14 protein-coding genes are annotated in these 15,046 nt (G+C 66.5%); 6 read left to right on the plus strand and 8 right to left on the minus strand.

The genetic code is table 11. The annotated features are described in order from the left end of the window. Positions 1–22: 22 nt before the first annotated feature. Entirely contained in the window at positions 23–577 is a 555-nt protein-coding gene (locus RDU83_05275) for an N-acetyltransferase (protein MDQ7840426.1), read from the minus strand. Next, positions 577–1,440 (minus strand): MurR/RpiR family transcriptional regulator, encoded by an 864-nt coding sequence (locus RDU83_05280; GenBank protein MDQ7840427.1) that lies wholly within the window; start codon positions 1,438–1,440, stop codon positions 577–579. Before RDU83_05280 ends, RDU83_05275 begins: the two co-directional genes overlap by 1 nt. Before the next feature lie 130 nt (positions 1,441–1,570). On the opposite strand from RDU83_05280, the gene RDU83_05285 reads away from it, so the two are divergent. Then, positions 1,571–4,072: a hypothetical protein gene (locus RDU83_05285; protein MDQ7840428.1), complete on the plus strand. Its 2,502-nt coding sequence runs from the start codon at positions 1,571–1,573 to the stop codon at positions 4,070–4,072. Here the strand turns inward: RDU83_05285 and RDU83_05290 are convergent. Then, the gene (locus RDU83_05290) at positions 3,999–4,700 is read right to left on the minus strand and encodes a protein-L-isoaspartate(D-aspartate) O-methyltransferase (protein MDQ7840429.1); all 702 of its coding nucleotides are present in this window, start codon (positions 4,698–4,700) and stop codon (positions 3,999–4,001) included. The genes RDU83_05285 and RDU83_05290 overlap by 74 nt on opposite strands. Before the next feature lie 97 nt (positions 4,701–4,797). Between RDU83_05290 and RDU83_05295 the strand changes: the two genes are divergently transcribed. From RDU83_05295 to RDU83_05305, 3 genes are all read left to right on the plus strand, one after another. Continuing rightward, positions 4,798–5,703 carry a radical SAM protein gene (locus RDU83_05295; protein MDQ7840430.1) on the plus strand — a complete coding sequence of 302 codons (906 nt, stop codon included), beginning with the start codon at positions 4,798–4,800 and terminating at the stop codon, positions 5,701–5,703. A 74-nt stretch (positions 5,704–5,777) separates the two neighbouring features. Further along, entirely contained in the window at positions 5,778–6,026 is a 249-nt protein-coding gene (locus tag RDU83_05300; GenBank protein MDQ7840431.1) for a transcriptional regulator/antitoxin, MazE, read from the plus strand. Then, positions 6,027–6,362, plus strand: a complete 336-nt coding sequence (locus RDU83_05305; protein ID MDQ7840432.1) for a type II toxin-antitoxin system PemK/MazF family toxin — start codon at positions 6,027–6,029, stop codon at positions 6,360–6,362. A 58-nt stretch (positions 6,363–6,420) separates the two neighbouring features. Here RDU83_05305 and RDU83_05310 read toward each other — a convergent pair whose 3' ends face one another. The 4 genes from RDU83_05310 to RDU83_05325 all read right to left on the minus strand — a co-directional run bounded on the left by RDU83_05310 (position 6,421) and on the right by RDU83_05325 (position 11,422). Continuing rightward, positions 6,421–7,797 carry a M20/M25/M40 family metallo-hydrolase gene (locus RDU83_05310; GenBank protein ID MDQ7840433.1) on the minus strand — a complete coding sequence of 459 codons (1,377 nt, stop codon included), beginning with the start codon at positions 7,795–7,797 and terminating at the stop codon, positions 6,421–6,423. A gap of 122 nt (positions 7,798–7,919) precedes the next feature. Then, positions 7,920–9,539 carry an ABC transporter substrate-binding protein gene (locus RDU83_05315; protein ID MDQ7840434.1) on the minus strand — a complete coding sequence of 540 codons (1,620 nt, stop codon included), beginning with the start codon at positions 9,537–9,539 and terminating at the stop codon, positions 7,920–7,922. Positions 9,540–9,603: 64 nt separating this feature from the next. Further along, on the minus strand, positions 9,604–10,479 hold the full coding sequence (locus RDU83_05320; protein ID MDQ7840435.1) for an ABC transporter permease: 876 nt from the start codon (positions 10,477–10,479) through the stop codon (positions 9,604–9,606). Then, positions 10,472–11,422 (minus strand): ABC transporter permease, encoded by a 951-nt coding sequence (locus RDU83_05325; protein ID MDQ7840436.1) that lies wholly within the window; start codon positions 11,420–11,422, stop codon positions 10,472–10,474. Before RDU83_05325 ends, RDU83_05320 begins: the two co-directional genes overlap by 8 nt. An 8-nt stretch (positions 11,423–11,430) precedes the next feature. Between RDU83_05325 and RDU83_05330 the strand changes: the two genes are divergently transcribed. Both RDU83_05330 and RDU83_05335 read left to right on the plus strand, forming a co-directional pair. Further along, positions 11,431–12,540 (plus strand): YjgN family protein, encoded by a 1,110-nt coding sequence (locus tag RDU83_05330; protein MDQ7840437.1) that lies wholly within the window; start codon positions 11,431–11,433, stop codon positions 12,538–12,540. Between the two features lie 20 nt (positions 12,541–12,560). Beyond that, positions 12,561–13,709 carry a M48 family metallopeptidase gene (locus RDU83_05335; protein ID MDQ7840438.1) on the plus strand — a complete coding sequence of 383 codons (1,149 nt, stop codon included), beginning with the start codon at positions 12,561–12,563 and terminating at the stop codon, positions 13,707–13,709. Here RDU83_05335 and RDU83_05340 read toward each other — a convergent pair. Beyond that, positions 13,604–14,950: an MFS transporter gene (locus tag RDU83_05340; protein ID MDQ7840439.1), complete on the minus strand. Its 1,347-nt coding sequence runs from the start codon at positions 14,948–14,950 to the stop codon at positions 13,604–13,606. The genes RDU83_05335 and RDU83_05340 overlap by 106 nt on opposite strands. Positions 14,951–15,046: the final 96 nt, after the last annotated feature.

The following is a 15,046-nucleotide window of genomic DNA, read 5'->3' on the forward strand; positions in this document are numbered from 1 at the left end:
GTCTGTGATCTATCCTACCTCCCTATCCCTCCGTGAGCACTGCCTTTCGGTTCTTCGCGGCGATAGGTCCCCGCGTCTTGCGATAGAGGAGCTCGGTCACACCGCGCACTACGTAGTCTGGAATCGCCCCCACGCGAGTGTACCCCAAATCCTCGTAGAACGCCTGCGCCGCCACATTGAAGTCGGCAACCAGCAGGAAGACGTTGGGGCCCGCCTTGAAGATCCGCTCCTCCGCGTAGCGCATCAGGGCCCGGCCCACGCCACGCCCGCGCGCCTCCGGGGCCACACCCACCCACCGGACGTACCCGCTGTGGTGAAACGTGCCGGTGCGGTGAAACCAGATGAAACCCACGACCCGCCCTGCCTCGCACGCCACGGCCAGGACCCCGGCGTCGGGCGCGGCCGCACCTCCGCGGCCCTTGGATGCTCGGCCCTTGGACGCCAGCGCCCGCCTGATCGCGCCCCGGGCGCGCGGGAGCGTCTGGCCGTAGCGCTGCCACAGCCGCTCTCCCGCGACTATCCGCGCGCACGCCAGAACGTCGTCCGCCCGCATGCGGCGGGCCTGGATGGCCCCCATCAGAACTTCTTCTCCGCGACCGCGTCCCGTGTCGCCCGCAGCGCCGCCAGCGTCTGCTCGTAGCGATGAAGCGCCACAGACATCGTGATGGCGTCCACCACGGCGAGCTGCGCCATGCGGCTGGCGATCGCCGCGCCGCGGATACCTCCCTCGGACGAAACCGTGTTCAGGCGTATTGACGCAACTTTGTCGATCGGTGACGGTCCGTACCTGGTGATGGCCATCGTCGTCGCCCCGGCCGCCTGTGCCACTCCCAGCGCGTACACCGTGTCCCGGGTCGAGCCGGAGTCCGAGATGCCGACCGCGACGTCGCCGCGACGGAGCAGCGCGGCTGATACCGCCTGCATGTGCGGGTCCACAAAAGCCTGGGCGTCAATGCCGATGCGCAGAAACTTCTGCTGCGCATCCATAGCGACGATTCCCGACGCGCCCACGCCGTAGAAGTCCACCCGCCGTGCTGCGGTGATCGCCTCGACCGCGCTCTCAAGCGCCCTGTCGTCCAGCACATCCAGGGTTTCCTCAAGGGCCCGGATTGAGATCCCGAACACCTTGCGCTTGACGGCGGGACTGTCATCGTCCGGCTCGATCTCCTCGTAGATCTGCCGCGGCGGGAGCACCAGGTCTCCAGCCAGCCGGATGCGCAGATCCTGATATCCGCGGCATCCTATGCGCCGGCACAGGCGCACGACCGTGGCCTCGCTCACGCGGGCCCGACCGGCTACGAGGGTGATCGAGGAATCCAAGACCTGACGGGGGTGCCGCAGGATGTAGGTGGCCAACCGGCGTTCCGCATCGGCGAGGCGGGGCCGGAGTTCGCGGAGCCGGGTTAGGCTTCCGATGCCGGTGTGGCGCTCGGGAGGCATCGTTGTGTTCTTCTGTGGGGCGCGAAGATATCCTTCTGGTGTGCGAGGGTGGGGCGAAGTTTTTCTTCATCGCTCCGGCGCGTCTAGGGCGACAGGCGCCCCGCGGCATGTGCCGAATCTACAGGATGCCGTGCGATGTATCCACGCGGGCGTCGCGCTGGTCAGTGCGGCGGCCCTGCTGCTGCAGATTGTCCTCACCCGGATCTTCTCAGTGGTGCAGTGGCACCACTTCGCCTTCATGGCGGTTGGGCTGGGGCTGCTGGGATTCGGGGCCAGCGGCACCGCGCTGGCCGTGTTCCCGGGATTGCGCCGGGCGCCGCTGCGTACCGCGGCGTGGGGCGCACTGCTGGTCGCGCCCTCGGTCGGCCTGGCCCTTCTGACGATCGCAGCCGTTCCCTTCGATGCCTATCTTATGGCGCTGGAGCCGGTGCAGGTTCTCTACCTGGCCGTCCAGGCAGCCGCGCTTGTGCTTCCCTTCCTATTCGCTGGCCTGGTGGTGGGTGCGGTCCTGGCGGGCTTCCCCGATGCCGCCGGCAGCATCTACGCCGCTTCGTTCCTGGGGGCCGCGGGAGGCGCACTGGCAGCCGTACCCCTCCTGAGCGCCATCGGCGGGCCACAGGGCATGATCGCCTCCGCCGCCCTGGCGACATCAGGAGCGGCGCTGCTCTGGCAGGCCGGTCCGACGCCTAAGCACAGTCCAGCCCCCAAGGACGGTTCAGCGCCTGATCGCAGGCCTGCGGTCACCGCGGCGGCCCTGGCCGTTCTGACGGCGCTTGCCGCGCTGGTTCCTCTGGATCTCCCCATGTCATCCTACAAGGCCCTCAGCCAGTTGCGACGTTTTCCCGACGCGAGGGTGGAGTTCTCAAAATGGAACGCGATATCCAGGGTGGACGTGGTGCAGAGTACGGCGGTACGCTCGGCTCCTGGGTTGAGCGTGACGTTTGCCGGCGTGCCGCCGGCGCTACCTGGGCTGACCGTTGACGGGGACGGTCCCCGCGGCCTGCCCGCCGGTGTGGACGCCGCGTTCACCGAGTTCCTGCCGTCGGCAGTGGCATATCGCCTGCGCCGGGGGCGGACGCTGGTCGTGGGCATGGGTCTGGAGGTGCTCGGCGCGCTGCGGCACGGGATGGCGCCGGTGATCGTAGTGGAAGCCAACCCGCTGGTCGTCGAGGCCGCGCAGCGCTTCGGCGGGGGTCTGCCCTACGGGCAGCCCGCGCACGTAGCCACCGCACTGATAGGCGCGCGCGTCGTAGTTGAGAACCCGCGAACGTACCTGCGCCGGACCCGCGAGCGTTTCGATCTCATCCAGGTCCCGCCCCAGGAGTCATTCCATGTTGTGGCCTCTGGCGCGTTCTCACTCGCCGAGAACCACCTCTACACGGTCGAGGCCCTGCACGACTACCTCGACCGGCTGGCGCCGGGCGGCGTGCTGGCGATCACCCGCTGGATCCAGACTCCGCCGAGCGAGGAGATCCGCGTCTGGGCCGCGGCGGTGGCTGCCCTCAGCGATGCCGACATAACCTCCTGCCTGGCCGCGCTGCGCTCTCTCAACACGATGACGATCCTGGTCAAGCCGGAGGGGTTCACGCCGGCGGACGTGGCCGCGATCCGGGAGTTCGCCTCCTCGCGGCGGTTCGACATCACGTACGCGCCGGGTGTGGACGCCGCGGAGGGCAACCGGTACAACGTCCTCCCCAGGGACGTCCACCGGGAAGCCTTCACCGCGGTCCTCGATCCGGCCCGGCGCGAGGAGTTCTTGCGCGCCTATCCCTTCGATGTCCGCCCGGTCAGCGACGACCGGCCGTTCTTCTTCCACTTCTTTCGTTGGCGGCAAGTGCCGCAGATACTGGCAGGCCTGGGGCGGACGTGGCAGCCGTTCGGCGGCGGTGGCTACCTGGTGCTGCTGGCCATGCTGGCGATCGTCACCCTGCTGAGTGCCGGCCTGATCTTGCTGCCGCTTCGGTATCTGACAAGAAACCAGCCGTCGGCCACGCCCACGGCACCTCGGCCCGCCCCACAACGCGGCCCGGTCTTCCTATATTTCCTGGCCATCGGCGCCGGATACCTGTTCATCGAGATCCCGCTGCTCCAGCAGGCGATCCTCGTGCTGGGCCACCCCACATACGCGCTGGCTGCGGTCCTGGCCGGCCTGCTGGTCGCCTCGGGAGCCGGAAGCTTGGCATCGCCGCTCGTCGGGCGGCGGCTGCCCGCGGTCCTCGCCGCCGCCGCCGTGGTCGCCGCTGCCGCCGCGCTGTTCCTCCCCGGGGTCTTCCAGACCAGCCTCGGGTTCGCGCTGCCTGTTCGTCTTGCAGTGATCGCCGCGGCCGTGCTGCCGCTGGGTCTGCTGATGGGCGTGCCCTTTCCAGCCGCGGTTCGGGCCCTGGGCCGCACGGATCCCGCGGCCATCCCATGGGCCTGGGGCGTCAACGGCTGCGCCTCAGTGATCGCTTCGGTCTTGGCGGCGATGGCGGCGCTGGAGTGGGGGTTCGGGATGGTGATGCTGCTGGGAGCGCTGGCCTACGCGGGCGCGGCGGCCGTGATCGCGCCGTCGTCCGCATTTACCTCCTCACCAGCGGCACGAACATCACCGCCCCCAGACTGTGGAACTTCAACTGGCCGCCCTCCTTGGTGATCCGCCACAGCGTCTGCACCAGCCCCGGCGGACCTACCGGCACCACCATCCGCCCGCCTTCCTTCAGTTGGCGGACCAGCGGCGGCGGCACGTGGTCCGGCGCGGCGGTCACCAGGATCGCATCGAACGGCGCAGCCTCGGGCCAACCCAGGTAGCCGTCGCCGTTGCGCGTCCGCACCTTCCCGTAGCCCAGTTCCCGCAGCCCCCGCGCCGCGGACTGCGCCAGCGGCTCGATTATCTCAACGGTGTATACCCGGTCATGATCCGTCAACTCGGCCAGGATGGCGGCCTGGTAACCGGAGCCGGTACCGATCTCGAGGACGCGCTGCCCCGGCCGCACCGCCGCCTCCTCGGACATGAGGGCCACGATGTACGGCTGCGAGATCGTCTGGCCGAATCCGATGGGCAGCGGGTGGTCGTTGTAGGCCTGGCGAAGGTGGCGCTCAGGCACGAAGCGGTGCCTGGGCACGGTCAGCATCGCCCGCAGCACGCGCTCGCCGCGCACCCCGCGCGCTTTGATCTGGGTCTCCACCATTGCCCGGCGGGCCTCAACGTAGCGATCGGGGCCGGCCCATGCATCCGCACCGGCCACAGCGAGCACAACGATCAGGACGGCGATGCGAGACACGGCTGCACCTCCCTGCTGTGATGGTAGGGGCGCAGGGCCAGGTCGGGCAAGGGCCGAAGCGAAGAAGCGATAGGACCGCCATCGGAGGAGAACTGACGTGACGCTATCGGGGCTTCATCTTCTTCTAACGTACCAGTGCAATCTCGAGTGCGACCACTGCTTCGTATGGGGCAGCACGCGGCAGAACGGAACGATGACCCTGCGGAGCATCCGGCGGGTCCTCCGGCAGGCCAGGAGCGTCGGCACAATCAAGTCCATCTACTTCGAGGGCGGCGAGCCCTTCCTTTACTACCCTGTCCTGGTAAGAGGGGTCCGGATGGCGGCGCGCATGGGCTTCCGCGTTGGCATCGTCTCGAACGGCTACTGGGCGACAACGGTGGAGGACGCGCTGGCGTGGCTGAGGCCGTTCGCGGGGCTAATCCAGGACCTGTCCGTGAGCAGCGACCTGTACCACTGGAGCGAGAAGCTGAGCCAGCAGGCCAGGGATGCGCGCGCGGCCGCGGAGAGGCTGCAGATCCCGGTCGGGACAATCAGCATCGCCCAGCCCGAGGCCACGAATGCCGCGCCGGCGGCCGGCCAGTTGCCATCCGGCGAATCCGCGGTCATGTACCGTGGGCGGGCCGTGGAGAAGCTGGTCGCGCGGGCCGCCCGGCATCCCTGGGAGCAGTTCACGGAATGCCCGCACGAAGACCTGCGCGAGCCGGGCCGGGTGCACGTTGACCCGCTCGGCAACGTACACATCTGCCAGGGGATCGTGGTAGGCAACATGCTCCGGACGCCTCTGGAGAAGATCTGCCGCACCTACGATCCTGACAAGCATCCTGTCACCGGCCCGCTCCTCGCGGGCGGCCCGGCGGAGCTGGTGCGCCGCCACGGGCTGACCCACGAAGAGTGCTACGCGGACGCGTGCCACCTGTGCTACGAGAGCCGCCGGGTGCTGCGTGAGCGCTTCCCTGAGATGCTTGCACCGGGCCAGATGTATGGAGCGGGCGAGGAGCAGTAGACGTTCGCGTCACGCCCTTCTTGACCTATAGAAGGGATAGGGCTATACTTGGGATAGCCCTGGGAGGTGCAGCGATGATCACCAAGGTGCAGAAGTGGGGCAACAGCCAGGGGCTCCGCTTGAGCAAGGAGCTGCTTTCGAATGTTGAGATCGGCGTAGGGGATGCAGTCGACGTGGCGGTACGTGACGGTGCTCTCGTGGTGACGCCTGTTCGCCGCGTGCGAGGCGGCCGCGATCTGCGTGAACTAGTCCGACGTATTCCCAAGGACGACAAGACAAAGGAACTCGACTGGGGCCGGCCGGTAGGCAGGGAGGTCTGGTAGATGGTGGAGTATGTCCCACGCAAGGGGGACTTCATCGCCGTAAGCTTCGATCCCCGGTCTGGCCACGAGCAACGAGGGCGTCGGCCCGCCCTGGTGGTCAGCAACGACCTCTTCAACCGGCACACAGGCCTTTGCCTCGTCTGTCCTGTCACCAACACGCGCCGCGACTACCCTTTCCACGTATCGATTCCTGACAACAAAGAGATAATGGGCTTCGTCATGGTCGAGCAGGTCAAATCAATTGACTTCCGTTCCCGGAAAGCGAAGCGCATCGGAAGGGCGCCCGAACAGGTCTTGCAGGAAGCACTTTCGCTTCTCGACGCGGTTATCTACTGAGCGGGCTGACAGGCGCATCGGCACGGACTGGCTCGTGGCCAGTCGGTCAGGCGTGCCGTCAAGCCCCCGCAAACTCGTAGATGAAGCGCGCGACAGACCGCTCGAACAGCCGCATCCCCTCCACGGTCGCGTACTCGTTGGGACTGTGGGGGCGTCCGCCGTGCCCCAGGCCGCCCGTGGCGAACGGCTGGTTGAGAACCCTGCTGAACAGATAGAGCGGCGCGGATCCGGCCACGTGCGGCCAGATCTCCGGCTCGGCGCCCAGCGACCTGCAAGAGCGAATCAGCGACTGGACCACGTGCTCGCTGACGCTCGTCTTAGCAGCGGGATAGCCCTCGTAGAAGTGAACCTCAAGGTCATCGCGGCCGATCCTCACCAGATGGTCCCGGATGCGCTGGCGCACCCGCTCCGGCTCCATGTTGGGGACGAGGCGCACGTCCATCTTGACGCGCACCTCATGCGGAAGGAGCGTCTTCATCCCCGGCCCGGTGTAACCGCCCCAGACGCCGTCTATGTTGAGCTGCGGATCGTACAGGTACCGCCGCAGCAGGTCGGCACCGTGGAGGTCGTACTTAAACCGTTCGGCGTCCCACATCCACAGCTCGTTGGCAGGATCGAAGGTCCGGGCGAGCTGCTGGAGGAGCGCCTCGTCTTCGGCGCTGGGCGGGGCCACATCGTCGTAGAAGCCTTCGATCTGAATCTGCTCGGCATCGTCCATCATGGTGGCCAGGGCGCTGGTCAGACGCCAGAGGGGGTTACCCACCCAGACCGCGTTGCACCCGTGCACGCCACGGGTACGGGGACCGCCCCAGGCGCCTCCGCGGCAGGCGATCTCGAAGTACTGAATGCCCTTCACGCCCAGCCAAAGCACCGGCTTACCGTCGCGGTTCTGAGAGTAGAATGGGAAGTACGTGGCGTCGGCTCCCAGACGGTCCTTGTAGGCTTCGATGAACCCGGGCAGGTTACGGCTGCTGAGCTCTTCCTCTCCCTCCACCACGAACTTCAAGTTCACCGGGAGCCGTCCGCGCACCGCCTGTATGCTCTCCAGAACGTTGAAGAGCCCGGCCAACGGGCCCTTGGTGTTGTACACGCCGCGGGCCACCATGCTGGGCCCGAACTCGGGCAGATCAACGATGTCGCCCGCAAACGGAGGCGCGATCCACTCCTCCCCTTCCACCGGCTGCACGTCGTACATGCCGTAGAGCAACAGGGTGCGGGGCGCCCCGACTGCTACCTCGCCGAAGACCACCGGCCAGCCAGGGGTGGGGACGATCTCCGCGGTCCCACCCAACCTCTGGATGGAGTCTCGCACCAGCTCGGCCATCTCGGCCATACCGGTGCCCTCGCCGCTGATGCTGGGCTGGCTGACGAACGACCTCACGCGTGAGATGTGGTCCTCGAACCGGGCGTCCATGTGGGCGAAGATGTCATCCATGTGCGGGCTCCTGGCTGCGGCGGGGTGAAGGGTTGTGCCTTCCCGGGCCGGGGATCAGGAGAAGGGGGCGGAAACCCCGCCCCCTCTTCCTGTCGGTCACTGCCTTTGTAACCCTGCGCTGACTACTGCGTTCCCGCGACCCAGCGGTAGGTCTGGAAGTCGAACAGGCCCGAGGCATCGAACAGGACGTTGACCATGCGCTTCGTGACGGCCGTCCGGGCATTCGCGTAGTACAGTGTGACCACCGGCAACTCGTCCGCGAAGACCTCCTGGAACCGATCGTACACGGCGCGCCGCTTGGTGGGATCCGCGGTCTTCACGCCCTCGTCGAGAACCTGATCCATCAGCGCGATCGAGTGGTGGCTGAGGTTGTACTGACCGCCGGTGCGATACTGCGAGGAGACGTCAGGATCGGTGGGACCTGCCCATCCCATCAGGCCCAGATCGTAGTTGCCCGCTCGCACTGCGGCCATGTGCGTTGGGAAGTCGGCCTTCTGGATCTCCGCCTTGACGCCCGCGGCTATGAGGTTTTCCCGGATGATGTCGGCCGAACGCTCACGTATGATGTTGCCGGTCGGCACCCGCAGGATGACGGTCCTGTTGAAGTCCCACCCGGCCTCCGTCAGCAAGGCACGGGCCCGGGCGGTGTCAAAGGGCCACGGCCGCACCTTCTTGTTGAAGTAGGGGTTGGCCGGCGGAATAGGCCCCTCGGCCAGCTCTCCCTCGCCCTTGAGCAACTGGCTGACCATCAGTGGCCGGTTGACGGCATGGGCAAACGCGCGACGCACGCGCTTGTCCTGCAGGTACGGCCTCTGGAAGTTAAACAGCATGTACTGGTAGCCAGGGGCCGGGAAAGAGACGGCGCGGACGTGAGCCATACCCTTCACGCGGTCCCAGTCCTCGATCATGACCTCGCCGATGCCGAACCCGGCGCTGACGTCGAGGTCGCCCCGCTCAATTTGCGCAAGCATCGTCGCGGGCGGAATGATGCGCACGAAGACGCGGCGCACGTTTGGAGCGCCCAGGTGGTAGTTCTCGTTCAGCAGGAACTCGACAAACTGGTCGGTCTTGTACTGCACAAACTTGTAGGGGCCGTTTCCCACGGTCGGATTGTGGAAGAACGGATGCCGGGCGAGCTGGTCGGGCGGCACCTCGCCCAGGACGTGCTTGGGCAGAATGTAGACGTTGGCTCCGAACATCTCCAGGAACATGATCGGGTCCACCGGCGTGGTGGTCTTGATCTCAAACTTCTTGGGCTCCAGGATCCGGAAGCCCAACTGCGCGCCTGCCGCACGCTTCCCCCGCGCGTCCAAGCCGGCGACGGAGGCGATCTGGGCGCCCCGGTTGGTCTCGGTCCTGGGATCACTGATGGTCATGAGGGTGAACAGCACGTCCTCGGCGGTGACGGGCTTGCCGTCGTGCCAGGCGGCCCGCGGGTGAATCGTGAAGGTGTAGGTCTGGTTGTCTGCCCCGATCTCCCACCTGCTGGCGAGGGCCGGGAAGAACTTCATCTGGTTGTTCTCCACCCGCGCTTCAACCATGCCCATGAACATGAAGCGGACGCAGTAGAACCCGTAGGAGCTGTCGGTGTTGATGGGGTTGAAGTTGTTGGGCGGGCTCCACATACCTGCCACGGCAACGAACTCCGACTTGGGACCGCCCCAGACCCCTGCGGGCAGCAACAGGCCGGCAATGAGGACGATTGCGATGGCACCGGTCAACCTGGCGCGCAAACCTTTCATCCTTTTCCCTCCCCGGTAGAGCGTGTCGCGGAATTCCATATCCATAAATGTTACCCTAGTCTACTCATAGTTTCAAGCTGGGGTCGAGCGCGTCGCGCAGGCCGTCGCCCACGAAGTTAATCGTCAGCACCGAGATGAGTATCATGAACCCCGGCGGCACCCAAAGCCAGGGCATCTGCTCCAGCACCGTGAGCGACTGCGCGTCGGTAAGCATGTTGCCCCAGGAGGGCGTGGGCGGCTGCACCCCCATCCCCAGGAAGGACAGCGCCGCCTCCACCAGGATGGCATTGGCCGTCCCGAACGTTGCGGCCACCAGCACCGGGGCCATCGCGTTGGGAAGCAGGTGGCGCATCACGACCGCGGGATCCGACGCGCCGATTGCGCGGGCCGCCTGCACGAACTCCTGATGGCGTAGCGCCAGCACCTGGCCGCGTACCAGGCGGGCCACGGCAGGCCACCCCAGCAGACCCAGCACGATGATGACGTTCCACAGACTCGGCCTGCCGAAGACGCTTACCGCGAACAGAATGATAATGAGCGGCGGGAACGAGAGCATGATGTCCATGATCCGGCTCAGTACCAGATCCACGGCTCCACCGTAGTATCCGGCAATCGCGCCCACGGAAGTACCAATGAGGACGTACATCGTGACGGCCAAGATCCCTACGCTCAGAGAGACGCGCGCAGCGTAGATCAGGCGGCTCAGCACGTCGCGGCCGACGCTGTCGGTGCCCAGGAGATGCACGGAGGAAGGCCGCCCCTGGAAGATGGCAGCATCAATCGTTGTCGGGCTGTGCGGCGCCAGCAACGGCGCGGCCACCGCCATGATGGCGAGCATTCCCAGCGCGACGATCCCGACAACCGCAAGCCGGTGGCGTATAAATCGACGGAAGGCCAGCGACCAGAAGGAGGCGGTCCGAGAGGGGGCCCACTCACTCATAGCGGATACGCGGGTCAACCAACGAGTATGTGATGTCGGCCAGCAGGTTGCCCAGCGTCACCAGCAGCGCGGTGATCAAGGTTATCCCCATCAGCACCGGGTAGTCACGCTGGTTGATCGCCTCGATGGTGAGACGTCCCATGCCCGGCCATTCGAAGATCTGCTCGGTGATTACGGCGCCGCCCAGCAGCGCCGGGATCTGCAGCCCGGCGAGCGTGACGACCGGGATCAGGGCGTTGCGCAGCGCGTGCCGCCGGAGAACGGTGGCCTCGGCGAGTCCCTTGGCTCGGGCGGTTCGAACGAAGTCCTGCCCCAGCACCTCCAGCATGCTCGACCGCACGTACCGGGTAAGGGCGCCTGCCCCGGCCACGGCCAGGACCGAGGCGGGCAGGATCAGGTGCAGGAGCAGGTCGAGCAGTCCTCCGTCGCCGCCGAGGGTCATCGTACCGCCCACGGGCAGCCACCGGAGCCGCAGTGCAAACACGTAGATGCCGACCAGCCCCAGGAAGAAGGTGGGCAGACTGATGCCCAGGAAGGCGAGGAAGGTAGCCGCGTAGTCAATCCACGTGTACCGCCGCGTGGCTACCACCACCCCAATGGGAACCGCGATTAAGTACGAAAGGAGCAGCGAGGTAACGGTCAGCGTGAGTGTGGGCGCCACCCGCTCGCCAACCCTCTTCGTGACCGGCGCGCCCGTGCTGTAAGAGTACCCTAGGTTGCCGTGGACCAGCTCGTTGAGCCACTTCGCGTAGCGCACGTAGACCGGCTGGTCAAGACCCAAGGCGCGCCGCTTGATCTCGACGTCGGCCTGGCTCATGCCGGGATTGACCAACATCTGCACCGGGTCGCCGGGCGTCAGCGACATGATGAAGTAGCTCATCACCGTGATCCCGAACAGGATGGGGATGGTGACAAGCGCGCGGCGGATCAAGTAACGCTGCATGATCAGTGATGATTCTTGCGTGGCGCCGCGAACCCCTCCCCGGGCACCTCAGATCCCTGCGCGCCTCAGATCCCTGCGCACCCAAGATCCCCGGGCGCCTCAGAGGGGTCATCCGGCGGGCCGCCGAACTCCGCCGCATGGACATCGCGCGGACCGACACAGCAGGCAGGCCGGAGGTTCGGCTCTCGTTCAGCGGCGACGGCGGAACCCTCTTCGGGATTCACATCATCAACCTGCTCTTAGGCATCGTTACCCTGGGGATCTACTACTTCTGGGGCAAGGTCAGGGTGCAGCGGTTTCTTCACAGCCAGATGGAGTTCGACGGAGACCGGTTCGCCTATCACGGCACTGGCGTCGAACTGCTGGTCGGATTCCTCAAGACGCTGGGGCTGGTCGTGCTGGGCATGATCGGCCTGGCCCTGCTCCAGCTCTTTGGAGCACGCCCCGAGACCGTCTCCGTGGCCACGCTCCTGATCTACCCGGTCCTGCTCGTGGTGATACCGGTGGCCATCGCCGGTTCACGGCGGTACCGTCTGAGCCGTGCATCGTGGCGGGGCATCCGGTTTTCGTTCCGCGGACAGACAGGTGCGTTCGTCAAGATGTTCGTCTCAGGGGCGCTGCTGACCGTGATCACCTTCGGCCTGTACTACCCGTTCTTCTACAACAACATGTGGCGGCTTCTGATAAGCAACACCTACTACGGGACCGTGCGGTTCGAGTTCGACGGGAGCGGCGCCGACCTGTTCGGCAGTTTCCTCCTGGCAGTCGTGCTGACACCGCTGACCCTCGGCCTCTACTGGTTCTGGTTTACCGCGCATCGGCAGCGGTACATGTGGACGCGTACCTCGTTTGCGGCCGCGCGGTTCCGCTGCACCGTGACAGGGGGCCGGCTGTTCCGGCTCACGCTGGGCAACGGGCTGTTGCTGTTCATAACCCTGGGGCTGGCGTTCCCCTGGGTGCAGGCCCGCAACATCCGGTTCCTGTGCGGCACTCTCGCCGTCGAGGGCCTGCCGGAGATGGACGCGATCCGGCAGGAAGCCCAGGCGGCTTCGCCGACAGGTGAGGCGATCGCCGACTTCCTGGGTCTCGACTTCCCCGGCCTGGCCCCGGGCTGGTAGGAGCCGCGGCACCACCGCCGATGAGGACGCGCCTGAGCACGACGTGGCCGGGCTCCTACTACGATGGCAGGACCGCTAACCGCAGGCCGGTCACCATCACGGTTATGGCCACGGGCCTGCGCCTTGTCACCGAGGAGGGCACGTTCCTCTGGTGGCCGTATGAACAACTCCATCTGGCACAGGGCGCGCTGCCCGGGGAGCAGACCAGGATCGAACGGGGATCGGCGCCCTCCGAAACGCTCGTGGTCTCCGATGAAACATTCCTCTCCGCGATCCGCGAAGGAGCACCGGCGGCAGGTCGGCACCTCCTCCCTGCGTTCAGACGGCGGCACTGGGCCGGCGTGGTCCTGCTGGCCGGAGCCGGGGTCATCGTCGCCGGGTTAGCCGTCTACTTGTGGGGCATTCCTGCGCTGGCCGACCTGGCCGCCGGGCAAATGCCACCGGCCTGGGAGGAACGGCTGGGCCAGGCAGCGCTGGAGTCCCTGGCGCCTCCTGAGCACCGGTGCGCAGATACGGAGCGCGACGCCGCCCTCAGCGAGATCGTGGCCAGGCTGGCCGCGGCAGGTCCTGGGAGCGCCTACACCTTCCGGATCACCGTGCTGGACCAGCCCGCGGTCAACGCCTTCGCGGCGCCCGGAGGACACCTGATCGTCCACCTGGGGCTGTTGGCGGCGACGCAGACACCCGCGGAGCTGGCCGGGGTGCTGGCCCACGAGATGCAGCACGTCCTGCACCGCCACGGCACGAAGGCGCTGTTTCGGGAGGTCTCGATGAGGGTGCTGCTGAGTCTGGTGGTGGGCGACGCCGGTGGGCTGAGCCAGGCCCTGGAAACAGCCGGAACACTGGGCCAACTGCGCTACCGGCGCCAAGACGAGGAGACCGCGGACCGCGACGGCATGAACCTGATCCAGGCGGCGCGCATTGATCCCCATGGGATGATCAGCTTTCTGCGCCGGCTCAGCAGGGAGGAATCCGGCGCGCCCCGCAGCCTGGCCTACCTGTCAACGCACCCGCTGACCGCCGAGCGAATCAAGCAGTTGGAACGAATGGTCGCAGGGGCCCACTACACTCCGGTCGCTTTGCTGCCGGGATATCCCTGGCGCGAGATCGGGAGGAAGTGCGCTCCTCTCACGAAGAACACGTACATCAACGCAATCGCCGTGACGTAGAGGGCTGTCATCAACCCGAACACCGTGTTGAACCCCGCCTCGAATCCAACCAGTCCGCGCCACCACCCGCTGAAGGCCGAGCCAAGGGCCCAGCCAAGGCTCCAGGCGATGGTGGACATGCTGCTGTAGGTTGCGCGCTCGCCGGGCGATATCTGCTCCTGCGCGAAGGCCTGGTAGACCGGGTTGCCCATGTTCATCAGCGCGGTGCGCACCACGAACGAGACGGCGACGAGCCAGAACACAGGTACAAAGCCCAGGATCAGCAGAAACGGGATCGAGGCCGCCTGCACGATCAGCACCGATTCCACCTTGCCCACCCGGGCAGCCAGACGCGGTTGCGCCAGGGTGGCCAGCGTCGTCCCAAACGCACCGATGGCGAAGAAGACCCCCAGCGAACGGAAGTCCACGCCGAACCTGCCTGAAACGTAGATGTTGAGAAACGGCATCGTCTGCCCGGCCCCAAGACTTATCAGGAACGCGGGCAGGAGCAGCCGGCCCACCATCCCGGGATTGGACACCAGGCGCCTGCGGGGTGCCTTCCCCGTGCCGTCCGGTTGCGGCCCGGCAGGCAGGTCTCCTGGCAGGCCTGGTGCGCTCGAGCCGGTGAGTACGCTCGGGCCGGTGAGCGCGATCGGCAGCGCCGCAAGCGCCCAAAGCGCGGCGACGACCAGCATCGTCAACCGCAGTGGGAGCAGCGTGTCGGGCGGCATGCCGACCAATCCACCGAATACTGCCGGCAGACGGCTGCCAACCAGGTTGCCCAGAAAGGCGGTGCCGGTTATCAGCGCGGCCTGCGCGCTGAACAGGGCAACGCGCTCGCGCTCGGTGCTGTTGGCCATCTGAAACGGCGCTGTGCTTATAAACCCGAAGGCCGCGCCCACTCCCTGAATCACGGCGAAGGCAAGAAGTGCCGCGGGAGCGCCGGTCAGCGCGAACCCCAACGCTGCGGCGGCTGCGGCTGCGGTGCCAACCAGCAGTCCCCATCTCGGCCCGTGCCGGTCTATGAGCCGACCGGCCGGCAGTCCGACCGCAACCAGGACAAAAGAAGGTAGCGCGTTGGCAAGCCCGATGAATTGCTGCGAGAGACCCAGACTCTGCAGGTAGAAGTTCAGGAACAGCCCGCCCACGGCCATGCTCAACCCGACGAAGAAGGCGGTCGTGAGCAACAGTCGCGCGTTGCGGGTGAAGCCGCGGAATTCCTGCAGGAAGGCCATCGTCTTGGTTGGGGGGAGGCCGGGCATAGACGGCAACAGCCTCGACCTCGGATAGAGTACCGGCCTGCGCATGGAGTGTCAAACGCAGCCCGCGGTGCTATGATTACCCAAAAGGCGACACCC

This window comes from bacterium (assembly GCA_031082185.1).
In the GTDB taxonomy this organism is placed as follows: Bacteria; Sysuimicrobiota; Sysuimicrobiia; order Sysuimicrobiales; family Humicultoraceae; genus VGFA01.

Coding starts and splice junctions, on each gene's coding strand:
- RDU83_05275 (MDQ7840426.1), bottom strand. CDS start 577: ATGGGGGCCATCCAGGCCCGCCGCATGCGGGCGGACGACGTTCTGGCG.
- RDU83_05280 (MDQ7840427.1), bottom strand. CDS start 1,440: ATGCCTCCCGAGCGCCACACCGGCATCGGAAGCCTAACCCGGCTCCGC.
- RDU83_05300 (MDQ7840431.1), top strand. CDS start 5,778: ATGATCACCAAGGTGCAGAAGTGGGGCAACAGCCAGGGGCTCCGCTTG.
- RDU83_05305 (MDQ7840432.1), top strand. CDS start 6,027: ATGGTGGAGTATGTCCCACGCAAGGGGGACTTCATCGCCGTAAGCTTC.
- RDU83_05310 (MDQ7840433.1), bottom strand. CDS start 7,797: ATGGATGACATCTTCGCCCACATGGACGCCCGGTTCGAGGACCACATC.
- RDU83_05315 (MDQ7840434.1), bottom strand. CDS start 9,539: ATGAAAGGTTTGCGCGCCAGGTTGACCGGTGCCATCGCAATCGTCCTC.
- RDU83_05320 (MDQ7840435.1), bottom strand. CDS start 10,479: ATGAGTGAGTGGGCCCCCTCTCGGACCGCCTCCTTCTGGTCGCTGGCC.
- RDU83_05325 (MDQ7840436.1), bottom strand. CDS start 11,422: ATGCAGCGTTACTTGATCCGCCGCGCGCTTGTCACCATCCCCATCCTG.
- RDU83_05330 (MDQ7840437.1), top strand. CDS start 11,431: ATGATTCTTGCGTGGCGCCGCGAACCCCTCCCCGGGCACCTCAGATCC.
- RDU83_05335 (MDQ7840438.1), top strand. CDS start 12,561: ATGAGGACGCGCCTGAGCACGACGTGGCCGGGCTCCTACTACGATGGC.
- RDU83_05340 (MDQ7840439.1), bottom strand. CDS start 14,950: ATGCCCGGCCTCCCCCCAACCAAGACGATGGCCTTCCTGCAGGAATTC.